17 protein-coding genes are annotated in these 17,592 nt (G+C 66.1%); 15 read left to right on the forward strand and 2 right to left on the reverse strand.

What is annotated here, in order from left to right:
• Nucleotides 1–7: 7 nt before the first annotated feature.
• The 11 genes from lpxD (at nucleotide 8) to B0W80_RS00195 (ending at nucleotide 11,294) form a co-directional block, all read left to right on the forward strand.
• Entirely contained in the window at nucleotides 8–994 is a 987-nt protein-coding gene (gene lpxD, locus B0W80_RS00145; protein WP_076997068.1) for a UDP-3-O-(3-hydroxymyristoyl)glucosamine N-acyltransferase, read from the forward strand.
• The gene (gene fabZ / locus B0W80_RS00150; RefSeq protein ID WP_076997069.1) at nucleotides 991–1,434 is read left to right on the forward strand and encodes a 3-hydroxyacyl-ACP dehydratase FabZ; all 444 of its coding nucleotides are present in this window, start codon (nucleotides 991–993) and stop codon (nucleotides 1,432–1,434) included. The genes lpxD and fabZ overlap by 4 nt, the downstream gene beginning before the upstream one ends.
• A 7-nt stretch (nucleotides 1,435–1,441) precedes the next feature.
• Nucleotides 1,442–2,230, forward strand: coding sequence for an acyl-ACP--UDP-N-acetylglucosamine O-acyltransferase (lpxA, locus tag B0W80_RS00155; protein ID WP_076997070.1), 789 nt, complete (start codon nucleotides 1,442–1,444; stop codon nucleotides 2,228–2,230).
• Nucleotides 2,231–2,238: 8 nt separating this feature from the next.
• Nucleotides 2,239–3,387, forward strand: coding sequence for a lipid-A-disaccharide synthase (lpxB, locus tag B0W80_RS00160; protein WP_179106793.1), 1,149 nt, complete (start codon nucleotides 2,239–2,241; stop codon nucleotides 3,385–3,387).
• Nucleotides 3,359–4,090, forward strand: coding sequence for a ribonuclease HII (rnhB, locus tag B0W80_RS00165; protein ID WP_076997072.1), 732 nt, complete (start codon nucleotides 3,359–3,361; stop codon nucleotides 4,088–4,090). Before lpxB ends, rnhB begins: the two co-directional genes overlap by 29 nt.
• The gene (locus tag B0W80_RS00170; RefSeq protein ID WP_076997073.1) at nucleotides 4,087–4,878 is read left to right on the forward strand and encodes an RNA methyltransferase; all 792 of its coding nucleotides are present in this window, start codon (nucleotides 4,087–4,089) and stop codon (nucleotides 4,876–4,878) included. The genes rnhB and B0W80_RS00170 overlap by 4 nt, the downstream gene beginning before the upstream one ends.
• 135 nt (nucleotides 4,879–5,013) lie before the next feature.
• On the forward strand, nucleotides 5,014–6,213 hold the full coding sequence (carA, locus tag B0W80_RS00175; RefSeq protein WP_076997240.1) for a glutamine-hydrolyzing carbamoyl-phosphate synthase small subunit: 1,200 nt from the start codon (nucleotides 5,014–5,016) through the stop codon (nucleotides 6,211–6,213).
• Nucleotides 6,206–9,433: a carbamoyl-phosphate synthase large subunit gene (gene carB, locus B0W80_RS00180; protein WP_076997074.1), complete on the forward strand. Its 3,228-nt coding sequence runs from the start codon at nucleotides 6,206–6,208 to the stop codon at nucleotides 9,431–9,433. Before carA ends, carB begins: the two co-directional genes overlap by 8 nt.
• Nucleotides 9,434–9,449: 16 nt before the next feature.
• Complete coding sequence (locus tag B0W80_RS00185; protein WP_076997075.1) at nucleotides 9,450–10,319, forward strand: Kdo hydroxylase family protein; 870 nt, start codon at nucleotides 9,450–9,452, stop codon at nucleotides 10,317–10,319.
• 67 nt (nucleotides 10,320–10,386) lie between these two features.
• Nucleotides 10,387–10,869 carry a transcription elongation factor GreA gene (gene greA / locus B0W80_RS00190; RefSeq protein WP_076997076.1) on the forward strand — a complete coding sequence of 161 codons (483 nt, stop codon included), beginning with the start codon at nucleotides 10,387–10,389 and terminating at the stop codon, nucleotides 10,867–10,869.
• A gap of 11 nt (nucleotides 10,870–10,880) precedes the next feature.
• Nucleotides 10,881–11,294: a DUF4149 domain-containing protein gene (locus B0W80_RS00195; protein ID WP_083745113.1), complete on the forward strand. Its 414-nt coding sequence runs from the start codon at nucleotides 10,881–10,883 to the stop codon at nucleotides 11,292–11,294.
• Here B0W80_RS00195 and B0W80_RS00200 read toward each other — a convergent pair whose 3' ends face one another.
• The gene (locus B0W80_RS00200; protein ID WP_076997078.1) at nucleotides 11,295–12,062 is read right to left on the reverse strand and encodes a glycosyltransferase; all 768 of its coding nucleotides are present in this window, start codon (nucleotides 12,060–12,062) and stop codon (nucleotides 11,295–11,297) included.
• A 3-nt stretch (nucleotides 12,063–12,065) separates the two neighbouring features.
• Nucleotides 12,066–12,545 (reverse strand): YhbY family RNA-binding protein, encoded by a 480-nt coding sequence (locus B0W80_RS00205; protein WP_076997079.1) that lies wholly within the window; start codon nucleotides 12,543–12,545, stop codon nucleotides 12,066–12,068.
• Between the two features lie 20 nt (nucleotides 12,546–12,565).
• On the opposite strand from B0W80_RS00205, the gene B0W80_RS00210 reads away from it, so the two are divergent.
• The 4 genes from B0W80_RS00210 to glmM all read left to right on the forward strand — a co-directional run bounded on the left by B0W80_RS00210 (nucleotide 12,566) and on the right by glmM (nucleotide 17,591).
• A complete protein-coding gene (locus tag B0W80_RS00210; protein WP_076997080.1) occupies nucleotides 12,566–13,225 on the forward strand; it encodes an RlmE family RNA methyltransferase in 660 nt (219 codons plus the stop codon).
• 190 nt (nucleotides 13,226–13,415) lie between these two features.
• Nucleotides 13,416–15,332 (forward strand): ATP-dependent zinc metalloprotease FtsH, encoded by a 1,917-nt coding sequence (gene ftsH, locus B0W80_RS00215; protein ID WP_076997081.1) that lies wholly within the window; start codon nucleotides 13,416–13,418, stop codon nucleotides 15,330–15,332.
• Nucleotides 15,333–15,399: 67 nt separating this feature from the next.
• Entirely contained in the window at nucleotides 15,400–16,260 is an 861-nt protein-coding gene (folP, locus tag B0W80_RS00220; RefSeq protein ID WP_076997082.1) for a dihydropteroate synthase, read from the forward strand.
• Entirely contained in the window at nucleotides 16,257–17,591 is a 1,335-nt protein-coding gene (glmM, locus tag B0W80_RS00225; RefSeq protein WP_076997083.1) for a phosphoglucosamine mutase, read from the forward strand. The genes folP and glmM overlap by 4 nt, the downstream gene beginning before the upstream one ends.
• The last annotated feature ends 1 nt before the right edge of the window (nucleotide 17,592 follow it).

The following is a 17,592-nucleotide window of genomic DNA, read 5'->3' on the forward strand; positions in this document are numbered from 1 at the left end:
AACCGGCGTGGCACTGCGGCTAGGCGCGATCGTTGAAGCCCTTGGGGGCGAACTGCAGGGGGATCCTGCGCTGTCGATCGAGCGCCTTGCGCCGTTGGCGACCGCGCAGCCCGATGCGCTCAGTTTCCTGAGCCATCCCAAATACCAGAAGGAACTTGCGGCCTCGCAGGCCGGCTGCGTCATCGTGTCGCCGGCCATGCGGGACGTGGCCGCGCAGCGCGGTGCCTTGATCCTCACGCCCGATCCTTACCTTTACTTCGCCAGGCTCACGCAGCTGTGGAAGCGCTCGCACGCCGGTCCGGCAGGCGCACGCATCCACCCCAGCGCGGTGATCGATCCCGATGCCCATGTCGATCCGAGCGCGCGAATCGGCGCGCTCTGTGTGATCGAGCGCGGTGCCCGTATCGGCGCGCAGACCGTGCTGAAGTCGAGAGTGACGGTGAGCGAGGACTGCATCGTCGGCGCGCGTTGCCTGCTGCATCCCGGCGTGGTCATCGGTGCCGACGGCTTCGGCCTGGCGCCACACCAGGGTGCCTGGGTCAAGATCGAGCAACTGGGTGCCGTGCGCATCGGCGACGACGTCGAGATCGGTGCCAACACCTGCATCGACCGCGGGGCGCTGGAAGACACGGTCATCGAGGACGGCGTCAAGCTCGACAACCTGATCCAGATCGGCCACAACGTCCGCGTCGGCAAGAACACCGCCATGGCCGGCTGCGTTGGCGTGGCCGGCAGCGCCGACATCGGCGCGAACTGCACGATCGGCGGCGGTGCGATCGTGCTCGGCCACCTGAAGATGGCCGACGGGGTGCACATCTCGGCCGCGACGGTGGTCACGCGCTCCATTCACAAGCCGGGCCAGTACACCGGCGTGTTTCCCATCGACGACAATGCCGCCTGGGAGAGAAACGCCGCCACCCTCAAACAACTGCACGCCCTGCGGGAACGTCTCAAGGCACTGGAGAAAGCGGCGCTGCAGGACAGACAACCATGACGCTCGACATTCATCAAATCCTCAAACTGCTCCCTCACCGCTATCCATTTTTGCTGGTGGATCGCGTGCTCGAGATGGAGAAGGGCAAGCGCATCACGGCGCTGAAGAACGTCACGATGAACGAGCCTTTCTTCAACGGTCACTTCCCCCACCGCCCGGTGATGCCAGGTGTGCTGATGCTCGAGGCCATGGCACAGGCCGCAGCGCTGCTGTCCTTCCATTCGCTCGACATCGTTCCGGACGACAACACGGTCTACTACTTCGCGGCCATCGACGGCGCGCGCTTCAAGCGCCCCGTGGAGCCGGGCGACCAGCTCACGCTGGAAGTCGAGATCGAGCGCATGAAGGCCGGCATCTCCAAGTTCAAGGGCCGGGCGCTGGTGGGCAGCGAACTCGCGTGCGAGGCCACCTTGATGTGCGCGATGCGCCAGATCAACTGATCGCAGGATGACGCAGGTTCACCCGACGGCCATCGTCGACGCCGGGGCCGAGCTGGACCCGACGGTCAGCATCGGCCCGTATTCCGTCATCGGCCCGTACGTGCGGATCGGCGCCGGGACCACCGTCGGCGCGCATTGTGTGATCGAAGGTCGCACCACCATCGGGCGCGACAACCGCATCTTCCAGTTCGCATCGCTGGGCGCGGTTCCGCAAGACAAGAAGTACGCCGGCGAGCCCACCGAACTGGTGATCGGCGACCGCAATACGATCCGAGAGTTCTGCACCTTCAACATCGGCGTGCCGGGCGCAGGCGGCATCACGCGCGTGGGCCACGACAACTGGATCATGGCGTACACCCACATCGCCCATGACTGCCGGGTGGACGACCACACCACGCTGGCCAACAACACCACCCTGGCCGGCCATGTGCATCTGGCCGACTGGGTGACGGTCGGCGGGCTGACGGGCATCCACCAGTTCGTCTCGGTCGGCGCCCATGCCATGGTCGGTTTTGCCAGCGCGGTAGCGCAGGACGTGCCGCCCTTCATGCTCGTCGATGGCAATCCGCTCGCGGTGCGAGGCTTCAACGTGGTCGGCTTGCGCCGGCGAGATTTCTCGGCCGCGCGCCTGGCCGCAGTGAAGCAGATGCACCGCCTGCTGTACCGTGAGGGCAAGACCCTGGCCGACGCGCGAGTCGCGATCGACGCCCTGGCCGCCGAGGTGCCCGAGGCCGCCGCCGACGTGGCCATGATGAACGACTTTCTGGCCGGCGCCACGCGCGGCATCGTGCGCTGAGGACCTCTATGGCTCAAGAGGCGACGCGGCGTTTTGCCATGGTCGCGGGTGAAGCCTCGGGCGACCTGCTGGCCGGACTGCTGCTGGACGGCCTGCAAAGCCGCTGGCCTGACATGAAGGCAATGGGCATTGGCGGCCCGCAGATGCTGGCACGCGGTTTCCAGACCTGGTGGCCGCAGGAAATGCTGGCCGTACGCGGGTACGTCGAGGTGCTGCGCCACTACGCGGAAATCGCTGGGATCCGGCGCCGGCTCAAGGCGCGGCTGCTGGACGAGGGCGCCAGTGTCTTCATCGGCGTCGATGCGCCGGACTTCAACCTCGATCTGGAAGCGGGCCTGCGCGAGCGCGGCATCAAGACGGCCCATTTCGTGTGCCCATCCATCTGGGCCTGGCGCCCCGAGCGCGTGCACAAGCTGCGCGCGGCAGCTGACCACGTGCTGTGCATCTTTCCTTTCGAGCCGGCACTGCTGGCGGATCATGGCATCGATGCGAGCTATGTCGGGCACCCGGTCGCCAACGTGATTCCGATGACGCCCGACCGTGCTGCCGCACGGGCTCAATTGGGCCTCGACGAAAGCGGGCCCGTCGTCGCGTTGCTGCCGGGCAGCCGTCGATCCGAACTTCGCTACCTGGCGCAGCGCTTCTTCGATGCGGCTGCGCTCATGCAACAAGACCGGCCCGAGCTTCGCTTCGTGCTGCCGACGCTCCCCAGCCTGCGCGGCGAGGTCGACCGGATGCTGGCCGCCAGCGGCATGCAGGGGCGCGTGCAGGTGCTCGACGGCCACTCGCATGCCGCGCTCGCGGCTTGCGACGTGACGCTGATTGCTAGCGGCACCGCCACGCTCGAAGCCGCGCTCTTCAAGCGGCCGATGGTGATCGCCTACAGCATGAACGCGATGTCCTGGGCCTTGATGCGCCGCAAGCAGTTGCAGCCCTGGGTCGGGCTGCCCAACATCCTGAGCCGCGACTTCGTGGTGCCCGAGTTGATCCAGGAGGCAGCCACACCCCGTGCGCTGGCCGATGCCACGCTGGCCTGGCTGGCTTCGCCGGACAAGGTTCACGCCTTGCAACAACGTTTTTGCGCGCTGCATGATGAATTGCGGCGCGATACGCCGACACTGTGCGCTGATGCGATCCAGAAAGTTATTGAAGGCTGAGCAGGCCAGGCTGGCCTGGGATGCGCCAGGCCTGGTGGCCGGCGTGGACGAGGCAGGCCGCGGACCGCTGGCCGGGCCGGTGGTGGCCGCGGCCGTGATCCTCGACGACCAGCGGCGCATCCGCGGGCTGGCCGATTCGAAAGCCCTCACGCCGCTGCAGCGCGAGCGACTGAACGACCAGATCCTGGCCAAGGCCCTGTGCTGTTCGATCGGCCAGGCCAGCGTGGAAGAGATCGAAGAGTTCAACATCCTCGGCGCGACCATGCTGGCGATGAAGCGTGCGGTCGAGGGCCTGCGGCTGAAGCCGGCCAAGGTGCTGGTCGACGGCAACCGGCTGCCGCGGCTCGACGTGCTGGCCGAGGCGGTGGTCGGCGGTGACGCGATCGTCAAGTCGATCTCGGCGGCGTCCATTCTTGCCAAGGTGCATCGCGACCGTCTTTGCGAGCAGCTGCACGTCGAGTTTCCCCATTACGGCTTCGCCTCGCACAAGGGCTACGGCACGCCCGAGCACCTCGAGGCACTGATGCGCCATGGCGCCTGCCTGCACCATCGACGCTCGTTCAGCCCGGTGGCCGCGGCGCTCGCTCGCGTGGCGGGCGAACCATCCATGGCCATGCCGGTGCTGCCAGTGGCGCCAATCGACATTCAGCTCGAGAGCGTCCAGGTCGAGAGCGTTCAAGTCGAACTGCGTCCATCGCCATGACGACGGTGGAGCCGAGCCATGTCACGTCGCGCGACAACCCGCTGTTGAAGGAATTGCGCAAGCTGGCGCATGACCCTGGCGCGTACCGCAAGGCCGGCCGGGTCTGGCTCGAGGGCGATCACCTGTGCAGGGCTGCCCGCGCGCGTGGTGTGCACGCCGCCGTCGCCATCTTCAGCGAATCCACCTGGCCAGTGGTCCGGCATGAATGGGCCGGTGCTGCGGAGAAGATCGTCGTACTTGCAGATGCGCTGCTGGCCGGCGTGAGCGGCCTCGAATCGCCTGCGTCGATGGGCTTCGTGCTCGACTTGCCGACAGCGCCTGCCATCGTGCCGGACGTGCCCAGCGTCGTGCTCGACCGGTTGCAGGATGCCGGCAACGTGGGCTCCATCCTGCGCAGCGCGGCTGCCTTTGGCTTCACGCAGGTCATCGCTCTTAAAGGCACGGCGGCGCTGTGGTCGCCCAAGGTGCTGCGCGCCGGAATGGGCGCGCATTTCGGGTTGCGCCTGGTGGAGGGTTCGGGCATCGAGGCACTCGACGCCCTGGCCGTGCCGTGGATCGCCACCAGTTCGCACCGTGGTGAATGGCTGCACCAGGCGCAGGCCCAGGCCCGTTTGCCGGCGCCCTGTGCCTGGCTCATGGGGCATGAAGGGCAGGGGCTCTCGGCAGAACTCGAGGCGCGAGCGGCGCTTCACGTGCGCATCGCCCAACCTGGCGGCGAGGAGTCGCTCAACGTTGCCGCGGCGGCTGCGATCTGCCTTCACGCGAGCGCCGCCGTGCTCAAGGGCTGAGCGGCCGCGGGCTATAATCCAGGGCTTTCCCGCTCACACCCGCCCACAGCGCACGCAAGCCAACTCCACGACGAAAGTCGCGACCAAGAGCCGTCTCTTGGGTTCGCCTTGGGCGTCATCCATTCGGAGATCCCAGTGCTTTTGTCTCTCAAGGGAAATTTCCCGCCCGCCATCCTGGCGCTAGCAGACGGCACGGTCTTTCTCGGCAACTCGATCGGCGCTCAAGGCGCCACCACCGGCGAAGTGGTGTTCAACACCGCCATGACCGGTTACCAGGAAATCCTGACCGACCCCAGCTATTGCCGGCAGATCGTGACGCTCACGTATCCGCACATCGGCAATTACGGCGTCAACGAGGAAGACATCGAGGCCGACAAGGTCCATGCCGCCGGCTTGATCATCAAGGACTTGCCGCTCCTGGCATCCAACTTCCGCCAGACCGCGACACTCACCGAATACCTGGCGAGCAACAACAGCGTCGCGATCTCCGGCATCGACACCCGCAAGCTCACCCGACACCTGCGCACGCACGGCGCGCAGAACGGCTGCATCCTCGGCCTGGCCGCGGGCGAAAGCGTCACTCAGGTGCTGATCGACAAGGCCGTGGCGGCTGCGAAGGCCACGCCCAGCATGTCGGGCCTCGACCTGGCCAAGGTGGTGTCGGTCAAACAGACCTACGAGTGGACCCAGACCGAATGGAAGCTGGTCCACGTCGACGGCAAGCCGGGCTACGGTGTGCAGATCACGCCGAAGTTCCATGTCGTGGCCTTCGACTACGGCGTCAAGAAGAACATCCTGCGCATGATCGCGCAGCGCGGCGCGCGCATCACGGTGGTGCCTGCGCAGACGCCGGCGGCCGACGTCCTCAAGCTGCGTCCGGACGGCATCTTCCTGGCCAACGGCCCCGGCGACCCGGAGCCTTGCGACTACGCGATCGCCGCCACGCGCGAGCTGATCGAGACCGGCATTCCGGTGTTCGGCATCTGCCTGGGCCACCAGATCATGGCGCTGGCCTCGGGCGCGAAGACCTTCAAGATGAAGTTCGGCCACCACGGCGCCAACCACCCGGTGAAAGACCTGGACAACGGCCGCGTGAGCATCACCAGCCAGAACCACGGCTTTGCGGTCGACGAGAAGACGCTTCCCGCCAACCTGCGCCCCACCCACATCAGCCTGTTCGACGGCACCCTGCAGGGGCTGGCGCGCACCGACAAGCCCGCCTTCTGCTTCCAGGGCCACCCGGAAGCCTCGCCGGGGCCGCACGACATCGGCTACCTGTTCGACCGCTTTACCGCGCTCATGCAAAGTCACAAAGAAGGGCAGAAGAATGCCTAAGCGCACAGACCTCAAGAGCATCCTCATCATCGGCGCCGGCCCGATCATCATCGGCCAGGCCTGCGAGTTCGACTACTCCGGCGTGCAGGCCTGCAAGGCGCTGCGCGAGGAGGGCTACAAGGTCATCCTGATCAACAGCAACCCCGCGACGATCATGACCGACCCGGCCACGGCCGACGTCATCTACATCGAGCCCATCACCTGGCCCACGGTCGAGAAGATCATCGCCAAGGAACGTCCCGACGCCATCCTGCCGACCATGGGCGGCCAGACCGCGCTCAACTGCGCGCTCGACCTGTGGCGCAACGGCGTGCTCGACAAGTACAAGGTCGAGCTCATCGGCGCCACGCCCGAGGCCATCGACAAGGCCGAAGACCGCCTGAAGTTCAAGGACGCGATGACCAAGATCGGCCTGGGCTCGGCGCGCTCCGGCATCGCTCACTCGCTCGACGAGGCCTGGGCGGTGCAGAAGACCGTGGGCTTCCCGGTTGTCATCCGCCCCAGCTTCACGCTGGGCGGCACCGGTGGCGGCATCGCCTACAACCCGGAAGAGTTCGAGACCATTTGCAAGCGCGGCCTCGAAGCCTCGCCGACCAACGAGCTGCTGATCGAGGAATCGCTGCTGGGCTGGAAGGAATACGAGATGGAAGTGGTTCGCGACAAGGCGGACAACTGCATCATCGTCTGCTCCATCGAAAACCTCGACCCGATGGGCGTGCACACCGGCGACTCGATCACGGTCGCGCCGGCGCAGACCTTGTCGGACAAGGAATATCAAATCCTGCGCAACGCCTCGCTGGCCGTGCTGCGCGAGATCGGCGTCGACACCGGCGGCTCCAACGTGCAGTTCTCGATCAACCCGAAGGACGGCCGCATGGTCGTGATCGAGATGAACCCGCGCGTGTCGCGTTCGTCCGCGCTGGCCTCCAAGGCCACGGGCTTCCCGATCGCCAAGGTCGCGGCCAAGCTGGCCGTGGGCTACACGCTCGACGAGTTGCGCAACGAGATCACGGGTGGCGCCACGCCCGCGAGCTTCGAGCCCAGCATCGACTACGTGGTCACCAAGATCCCGCGATTCGCCTTCGAGAAATTCCCGCAGGCCGATTCGCGCCTGACCACCCAGATGAAGTCGGTGGGCGAGGTGATGGCGATGGGCCGCACCTTCCAGGAGTCCTTCCAGAAAGCGCTGCGCGGCCTCGAAGTCGGCGTCGACGGCCTCAACGAGAAGACGCAAGACCGCGAGGTGCTCGAGAAGGAGCTGGGCGAGCCCGGACCCGACCGCATCTGGTACGTGGGCGATGCCTTCGCAATGGGCTTGTCCGTCGACGAGGTGCATTCGCTGACGAAGATCGACCCGTGGTTCCTGGTGCAGATCGAGGAGATCGTGAAGATCGAACTCGAGCTCGAAACCAAGTCGCTCGACGACATCGATCGCGACACGCTGCTTGCGCTCAAGAAGAAGGGCTTCTCCGACCGCCGGCTGGCGCGCCAGCTCAAGACCACCGACACCGCGATCCGCGAAAAGCGTCGCGCCCTCGGCGTGCGGCCCGTCTACAAGCGCGTCGACACCTGTGCCGCCGAATTCGCGACCAACACCGCCTACATGTACTCGACCTACGAGGACGAGTGCGAGGCCGACCCCAGCGACAAGAAGAAGATCATGGTGCTCGGCGGAGGCCCCAACCGCATCGGCCAGGGCATCGAGTTCGACTACTGCTGCGTGCATGCGGCGCTCGCGATGCGCGAGGACGGCTACGAGACCATCATGGTCAACTGCAATCCGGAAACCGTGTCGACCGACTACGACACCAGCGACCGGCTCTACTTCGAGCCGCTCACGCTGGAGGACGTGCTCGAGATCGTCGACAAGGAAAAGCCCACAGGCGTGATCGTTCAGTACGGCGGCCAGACGCCGCTGAAGCTGGCGTTGGACCTCGAAGCCAACGGCGTGCCGATCATCGGCACCAGCCCCGACATGATCGACGCCGCTGAGGACCGCGAGCGCTTCCAGAAGCTCTTGCACGACCTTCAACTGCGCCAGCCGCCCAACGCCACCGCGCGCACCGAGGCCGAAGCACTCGACAAGGCGCAGCAACTCGGCTATCCGCTTGTGGTGCGCCCCAGCTACGTGCTGGGCGGCCGCGCGATGGAAATCGTGCACGAGCAGCGTGACCTCGAGCGCTACATGCGCGAGGCCGTGAAGGTGAGCAACGACTCGCCGGTGCTGCTCGACCGCTTCCTCAACGACGCGACCGAGTGCGACGTCGATTGCCTGCGCGACGCCGATGGCGCGACGCTGATCGGCGGCGTGATGGAGCACATCGAGCAGGCCGGCGTGCATTCGGGCGACTCCGCCTGCTCGCTGCCGCCTTACAGCCTCAAGGCCGAGACCATCGCGGAGCTCAAGCGCCAGAGCGCGGCCATGGCCAAGGCGCTGGGCGTGGTCGGCCTGATGAACGTGCAGTTCGCGATTCAGGAGAAGGACGGCAAGGACGTCATCTACGTGCTCGAAGTCAACCCGCGTGCGTCGCGCACCGTGCCCTATGTGAGCAAGGCCACCGGCATCCAGCTGGCCAAGGTGGCGGCGCGCTGCATGGCCGGCCAGTCGCTGGCTGCGCAGGGCGTGACGAAGGAAGTCACGCCGCCATACTTCAGCGTGAAGGAGGCCGTGTTCCCCTTCGTCAAGTTCCCCGGCGTCGACACCATCCTGGGCCCCGAGATGAAGTCCACCGGCGAGGTGATGGGCGTCGGCAAGACCTTCGGCGAGGCCTTCGTGAAGTCGCAGCTCGGCGCCGGCACCCACCTGCCGAAGTCGGGTCGCGTGTTCATCTCGGTCAAGAACAACGACAAGCCGCGGGCGGTCGAGGTCGCGCGCGGCCTCGCCGCGCTGGGCTTCGAGTTGGTCGCGACCAAGGGCACATCGGCCGCCATCAACGCGGCGGGCATCGCCTGCGCCACGGTCAACAAGGTGACCGAAGGCCGCCCGCACATCGTGGACATGATCAAGAACAACGAGATCGTGCTGGTCATCAACACCGTCGAAGAGCGCCGCAATGCGATCACCGATTCGCGCCAGATCCGAACCTCGGCCCTGCTGGCGCGCGTGACCACGTTCACTACCATCTTCGGCGCCGAGGCCGCGGTGGAGGGCATGCGCTACATGAAGGACCTGGACGTGATATCGATCCAGGAGATGCACGCGCAACTCGCGCTGGCCTGACGCTGGAGCGGGCGCCGTGGAAACGCAGCTCGTCGAACTGGGCCTCGCCGACTGGGGCGCGGCCACGCCCAACGAGACGTGGATCGCGGCGCTCGAGGCTGGCAAGGTGCTGTACTTCCCGCGGCTGGGCTTCGAGTTGCTGCCGCAAGAGCGAGAGCTGCTCTCGCCTTCGGTGCTGGCCGAGGGCGTGCGCAACATCAGCCTGGACGCGCAGGGCCGGCTCAAGGGGGCCGCCGGCGACGAGGCGCGGCAACGCGCCGTCGCAGCGATGGTGGGCCGCTTCCGCAGCCAGGCCCGGCAACTGATCGACGGACTGCTGCCGCACTACACGCCGGCGCTGCGCCTGGCGCCCACCAGCTACCGCCCGGTGCAGGTCGAGACGCGGGTGCAGTCCTGGCGCGCCGACGACCGCCGGCTGCACGTCGACTCGTTTCCTTCGCGTCCGAACTACGGCGAGCGCATTCTTCGGGTTTTTACCAACGCCAATCCGGAGGGCCAGCCGCGCGTCTGGCGCGTCGGTGAGCCCTTCGAAACCGTGGCGCGGCGCTTCCTTCCGCGCGCCAAGCGCTATTCGCGTTGGCAGGCCAGGCTGCTGCGCGCCCTGCGCGTGACCAAGTCGCTGCGCAGCGAGTACGACCACCTCATGCTGCAGCTGCACGACGGCATGAAGTCCGATCTCGACTACCAGACGAATGCGCAGCAGCAGACCGTTGCCTTCCCGGCGGGATCGGTGTGGGTCTGCTTCTCGGACCAGACCTCGCATGCGGTGATGTCGGGCCAGTACATGCTCGAGCAGACCCTGCACCTGCCGGCCGCCAGGCAATACAATCCCGACTCGAGCCCGCTCGCCATCCTGAGCCGGCTGACCGGACGACCACTCGTCTGATCACTTGTACATCCATGAACCGCCGAACGGCAGCGTTCGGCGGTTTCGCTTTCTGGAGCAACAAAACATGGCCAACACCACCATTCCGATCACCAAGAAGGGCGCCGAGAAACTGCGCGACGAACTTCAGCGCTTGAAGTCCGTCGACCGGCCCGCGATCATCACCGCCATCGCCGAGGCGCGTGCGCAGGGTGACCTGAGCGAGAACGCCGATTACGACGCCGCCAAGGAGCGCCAGGGCTGGATCGAGGGCCGCATCAAGCAGATCGAAGGCATGCTGTCGAACGCGCAGATCATCGATCCGTCGGAGCTCGATGCCGGCGGCCGCGTCGTGTTCGGTTCGACCGTGGAACTCGAAGACGAGAAGACCGGCGAGGCGCTCAAGTACCAGATCGTCGGTGAGGACGAGGCCGACCTCAAGCTGGGCCTCATCAACGTCTCCAGCCCGATCGCACGCGCATTGATCGGCAAGGAAGAGGGCGACACTGCCGAGGTGCAGGCCCCGGGCGGCGTCAAGCGCTACGAGATCGTGGGCGTCAGCTACCAGTGATGGCAGGCGCGGTGAAGGATTGCATCGCGCTGCTCGTGGCGGCCCTCTGGTGGGGCAGCCTGACGACGATCGGATTTCTCGTCGTCCCGATGCTCTTCGCCCAGCTCGGCAATCCCTCCGTGGCAGGCAACTTCGCCGGGCGGCTTTTCTCGGCCCAGACCTGGGTGGCGCTGGCCTGCGGCCTGGCGCTGTTGACCTACTTCAGATCGAAGATCCACGATCGCGTGGACGCGCCTTTGCGCATCGCGATCGGCTGGGTCGTCGCCGCGCTGCTGCTGGCCTTGCTGCAGGAGTACGCGGTAGCGCCACGCATCCTGGCGCGCGACAACCTCCCGCTCTGGCATTCGCTCGGCAGCGCCATGTACCTCGGGCAATGGCTGTGCGCCGGGGTGCTGCTTTGGCGCATGGGGCGCCGCGAGGCCTGATCAGGCGTTCCAGTAGCGGGTGATCCAGCTCGCCGGCCGAATGAATCGAAAGCGCCGGTTGCGCCGGCCCGCCAGCGCATCGGGCGGATTGCATTCACCATGAAAGACCATGATGCGCGCACCCTCCGGCACGAAAGGCTCGCGCCAGTAGTTGGTGGGCCAGGTCGGGATGCCGTGGTACTTGAAGCTCGGACACCACTCGGCTGGCCAATACGCCAACGTTCCCTTGCGGTACATGAAGGCGGACAGATAGGTCTGCTCGTTGCGGTAGCGAGCCTGCACCTCGTCCATGTTCTGCCGGAAATGAGCCAGCACGTCCGGGTGCGCACCCAGCTCGAAGCGATACACCGATGAGTTGCCGGTGATGCGCCGGCGGCGCCACGGACGGGCGTAGTCGTGAATGATCACGAATTCACCTGGATACTCGAAGAAATCGTCCAGGCTGCCGACGATCACCACGTCGAGGTCGATGAAGAGGGCGCGGCCGCGCAGGCCATGCAGGTCGGCCTCGAAGGTGGTCAGCTTCTTCCACGCCCTGTCGACCTGGCCCGGCGCGAGTTCGAGCGCCAACGGCGGGATCGGGAAGCATTGCACCTCGCTGCGGATGCCCTTGGCGTCGTCCGTCAGGCACACGAAGCTGAAGTCGCCCACGAGATGGCGGCGCACCATGGCGTACAGGCGGTTGACGTACTCGGGCCCGTACTTGGTGCCCCATTTCATGCAGAGGATGTGGCGCTGCGGGCTGGCCGCCGGGTCCTGGCTCGCCATCCGTCAGTCTGCCTGGTTGCGCTTCTTGACGGACAAGGGCTTCTTGGCCTTCGCGCGTTTGATGGTGCCGCCGGGCGTGAGCCGTTGATTGCCGAGCACGCGCAGCGTCTTGATCTCGGGCCGCTGGCCGCCGCGCTTGCTGTACTTGATGACCTTGACGTCGCGCGGGCCGGGCATGCGGTCTTCGTCGACGGTGCGCTCCTTCTCGGGGATGGGCCGCCAGAGCACCAGCAGCTTGCCGATGTGCTGGATGGGCGCGGCATCGAGCTCGTCCGCCAGGGTGCTCAGCATGGCCTCCCGTGCGGCGCGGTCATCGGAGAAGACGCGGACCTTGATCAGACCGTGGGCCTTGAGCGCGGCGTCGGCCTCCTTCTTGACGGCAGGTGTGAGCCCGTCGCCGCCGATCATCACGATCGGGTCGAGGTGGTGCGCATCGGCGCGGTGCGCCTTGCGTTGTGCGGGGGTCAATTGAATGGCGGGCATCCCCGTATTATCGAGCGGCGATGAAGTCCAAACCCAAGAGCAGCAAGGTCAACCGCGCGTGGCTGTACGACCACCTCAACGACCCCTACGTCAAGCTGGCGAACAAGGAAGGCTACCGCGCCCGCGCTGCCTACAAGCTGAAGGAGATCGACGAGGCGCTCGGCCTGGTAAGGCCGGGGCAACTGGTGGTGGACCTGGGCTCGACCCCGGGCGCGTGGAGCCAGTACGTGCGCCGCCGCCTTTCGCCGAGCGGCGCCGCGACGGGCGAAGTCGACGGAACGATCATCGCGCTCGACATCCTGCCGATGGAGCCGATCGATGGCGTGACCTTTCTGCAGGGTGACTTTCGTGAAGCCGAGGTCCTGGCGCAGTTGGAGCAGGCCATGGCAGGCCGGCTCGCCGACGTCGTCGTATCCGACATGGCGCCCAATCTTTCCGGCATCGCCTCCGCCGATGCGGCCCGCATATCGCACCTGATCGAGCTTGCGATCGACTTCGCGCGGCACCACATGAAGCCGGAAGGCGCTTTGGTCGCCAAGCTGTTTCATGGCAGTGGCTATGCCGAGCTCACGCAATTGTTCAAGCAGAATTTCCGGGTCGTGAAATCGATCAAGCCCAAGGCTTCACGCGATCGTTCTTCGGAGACCTTCATGGTGGGGATCGGCCTCAAATCAAGCTGATGAGCGCGATCGATACGAATTGATACCCGCGCGCCATCGCCACTTGCGCCTCAAAACCGTGCCCGTCCTATGGCTGCTGTAGGGAAAATCCGGCATTTCGCAGGTTGAAAAGCCTAAAATGGGTGCCAATTGCGTGCCCTGGCGCGTTTTGTTTTGTCCCCATGTCACGCGCTTTCGACTGGAGCTTCGTTTGAACAATCAGTGGTTTTCCAAGGTTGCTGTCTGGCTGGTCATCGCGATGGTGTTGTTCACTGTGTTCAAGCAGTTCGACACCCGCGGCGTCGCCGGTGCCGGCAACGTCGGTTACTCCGACTTCCTCGAGGAGGTCCGCAACAACCGCATCAAGAGCGCCACCATCCAGGAAGGCCAAGGCGGCAGCGAGATCGTCGCGATCACCAACGACGACCGCAAGATCCGCACCACGGCCACCTACCTCGACAGAGGCCTGGTCGGCGACCTCATTGCCAACAACGTGAAGTTCGACGTCAAGCCGCGCGAAGAAGGTTCGCTGCTGATGACGCTGCTGGTGAGCTGGGGCCCGATGCTGCTGCTCATCGGCGTCTGGGTCTATTTCATGCGCCAGATGCAAGGCGGCGGCAAGGGCGGCGCCTTCAGCTTCGGCAAGAGCAAGGCGCGCATGCTCGACGAGAACAACAACCAGGTTACCTTCGCCGACGTCGCGGGTTGCGACGAGGCCAAGGAAGAAGTCAAGGAAGTGGTCGACTTCCTGAAAGACCCGGCCAAGTTCCAGAAACTCGGCGGCCGTATTCCGCGCGGCCTGCTGCTGGTCGGCCCCCCCGGCACCGGCAAGACGCTGCTGGCCAAGGGCATCGCTGGCGAAGCCAAGGTGCCGTTCTTCTCGATCTCGGGCTCCGACTTCGTCGAAATGTTCGTCGGCGTGGGTGCGGCCCGCGTGCGCGACATGTTCGAGAACGCCAAGAAGAACGCCCCATGCATCATCTTCATTGATGAAATCGACGCGGTGGGCCGCCAGCGCGGTGCCGGCCTCGGCGGCGGCAACGACGAGCGCGAGCAGACTCTCAACCAGATGCTGGTCGAGATGGACGGCTTCGAAACCAACCTCGGCGTGATCGTCGTGGCCGCGACCAACCGCCCCGACATCCTCGACGCAGCACTGTTGCGCCCGGGCCGTTTCGACCGCCAGGTCTACGTCACGCTGCCGGACATTCGCGGCCGTGAGCAGATCCTCAACGTCCACATGCGCAAGGTGCCGCTGGGCCAGGACGTGAACCCGAGCATCATCGCGCGCGGCACGCCGGGCATGTCGGGCGCCGACCTGGCCAACTTGTGCAACGAAGCCGCGCTGATGGCCGCCCGCCGCAATGCGCGCGTGGTCGAGATGCAGGACTTCGAGAAGGCAAAGGACAAGATCTTCATGGGCCCCGAGCGCAAGAGCATGGTCATGCCCGAGGAAGAGCGCCGCAACACGGCCTACCACGAGTCCGGCCACGCGCTCATCGGCAAGCTGCTGCCCAAGTGCGATCCGGTGCACAAGGTCACCATCATCCCGCGTGGCCGCGCCCTGGGTGTGACCATGAGCCTGCCGGCGCAAGACCGCTACAGCTACGACCGCGAATACATGCTGAACCAGATCAGCATGCTTTTCGGGGGCCGCATCGCCGAAGAGGTCTTCATGCATCAGATGACCACCGGCGCGAGCAACGACTTCGAGCGCGCGACGCAGATCGCACGCGACATGGTGATGCGTTATGGCATGACCGAGTCGCTGGGCCCGATGGTGTACGCCGAGAACGAAGGCGAAGTGTTCCTCGGTCGCTCGGTCACCAAGACGACCAACATGAGCGAATCGACCATGCAAAAGGTCGACGCCGAAGTCCGCCGCATCATCGACGAACAGTACGCCCTGGCGCGCCGCCTCATCGAGGAAAACAGCGACAAGATGCACGCGATGGCCAAGGCCTTGCTCGAATGGGAAACCATTGACACCGAGCAGATCGACGACATCATGGCCGGCCGCGAGCCGCGTCCGCCCAAGGACTGGACGCCGCGCACGCCTCCGTCGGGCAGCGGCGGCAGTGGCGGCACGCCGGCGGTCAATCCGGATCCGACGCCGACCGCCGCCTGAGCCGCATGACGCTTTGGCGATCCACGGGGCCTCTGGCCCCGTTTTTCATTGATGCGAGGCGCGCTGCATGAAGGCCGTCTGGCGCACCACGCGCTTCGAGATCGACCTGTCGCGTCCGCGCGTGATGGGTATCGTCAACGTCACCCCCGATTCGTTTTCCGATGGCGGCACGCATGCTTCGGCGGACGCGGCCTTGCGGCATTGCGCCCAACTGCTGGAGGAGGGCGCAGACATCCTGGACATCGGCGGCGAATCGACGCGCCCGGGCAGCCCCGCGGTGCCGCTGGACGTGGAATTGGCCCGTGTGCTGCCGGTGCTGCGCGAGGCCGTGAAGCTCGGTGTGCCGGTCTCTGTCGACACCTACAAGCCCGAAGTGATGCAGGCGGTGCTCGACCTGGGCGCCGACATCGTCAACGACATCTGGGCCCTGCGGCAGCCTGGAGCCCGCGAGGTGGTGGCTGCACACCCTTCGTGCGGCGTCTGCCTCATGCACATGCATCGCGACCCGCAGACCATGCAGACGGCACCGATGGAAGGCGACGTGGTGCCCGCTGTGCGGGCCTTTCTGTCGCAGCAGGTGCAGGCGCTGGAGGCGACAGGCGTTGCGCGCGAACGCATCACGCTCGACCCCGGCATTGGCTTCGGCAAAACCGTGGCGCAGAATTTCGCCCTGCTGGCGCGCCAGGCAGAACTGGTGGCGGCGGGCTGGCCACTGCTCGTGGGTTGGTCGCGCAAGTCGTCCATCGGCGCCGTCACCGGCATCGAGAAGGCAGACGGGCGGGCCGTGCCCAGCGTCGCGGCTGCACTGCTGGCCGTGGATCGCGGTGCCACGATCGTGCGCGTGCATGATGTGCGCGACACCGTGGCGGCGCTGGCCGTCCGGCAAGCCATGATCGAAGAACAACAGGGACAGGAGCTTCATCGATGAAAAGACAGTACTTCGGCACCGACGGCATTCGCGGCACGGTCGGGCAGGCGCCCATCACGCCCGACTTCGTGCTGCGCCTCGCGCATGCGGTGGGACGCGTGCTCAAGAAGTCGGAATCGCGTCCGTCCGTGCTCATCGGCAAGGACACGCGCATCTCGGGCTACATGCTCGAATCGGCGCTCGAATCGGGCTTCAACTCCGCTGGCGTCGACGTCGTGCTGCTGGGGCCGCTGCCCACACCCGGTGTGGCCTACCTCACGCGGGCCCAGCGCGCCAGCCTGGGCGTGGTGATCAGCGCCAGCCACAACGCCTACCCCGACAACGGCATCAAGTTCTTCAGCGCCCAAGGCACCAAGCTCAGCGATGAGTGGGAACTGGCTGTCGAGGCCGCGCTGGAAGAGGCGCCGTCGTGGGCCGACTCGGCGCAGCTCGGCCGGGCGCGCCGCCTCAACGACGCCGCGGGCCGCTACATCGAATTCTGCAAGAGCACCTTCGCCAACGACCTGACGCTGCGAGGGCTCAAGCTGGTGGTCGATGGCGCCCATGGCGCGGCCTATCAGGTGGCGCCGCAGGTCTTCCACGAACTCGGCGCGGACGTGGTCAGCATCGGCTGCGCGCCCGATGGGCTCAACATCAACAAGGACGTCGGCGCCACGCATCCGCGTGCGCTGATCGAGGCGGTGAAGGCCCACGGGGCGCACTACGGCATCGCGCTCGACGGTGATGCCGATCGCCTGCAGTTGGTCGACGCGACCGGGCGCCTCTTCAACGGCGACGAACTGCTCTACCTGATGGCGATGGAGCGCATCGCGCGTGGCGAGAAGCTCGCCGGCGTGGTCGGCACCCTCATGACCAACAAGGCTGTCGAGATGGCCTTCCGTTCGCATGGCATCGAATTCGTGCGCGCCAAGGTCGGCGACCGCTACGTGCTCGAAGAGCTGGAAAAGCGCCGTTGGCTCCTGGGAGGCGAGGGCTCGGGCCACCTGCTCGCACTCGATCGCCACACCACCGGCGACGGCATCGTGAGCGCGCTGCAGGTGCTGCAGGCCTGCCAGCGCAGCGGCAGGAAAGTGGGCGAGCTGCTGGCAGACCTGCGCTTGTTCCCGCAGACGCTGATCAACGTGCGCCTTGCCGCCGGGCAGGATTGGAAATCGAGCAAGGCGCTCGCGGCCGAGATCGAGCGCAGCGAGGCAGCGCTGGGCGACGACGGCCGCGTGCTGATCCGGGCGAGCGGCACGGAGCCGCTGCTGCGCGTGATGGTCGAGGCGCGCGATGCGAAGCAGGCGGAGGCTTGCGCGCGCCGACTGGTCGCGGTGGTCGAAGCGGGCTGAA

Origin of the sequence: Variovorax sp. KK3 (assembly GCF_001984055.1) — a bacterium.
GTDB lineage: Bacteria > Pseudomonadota > Gammaproteobacteria > Burkholderiales > Burkholderiaceae_C > Variovorax.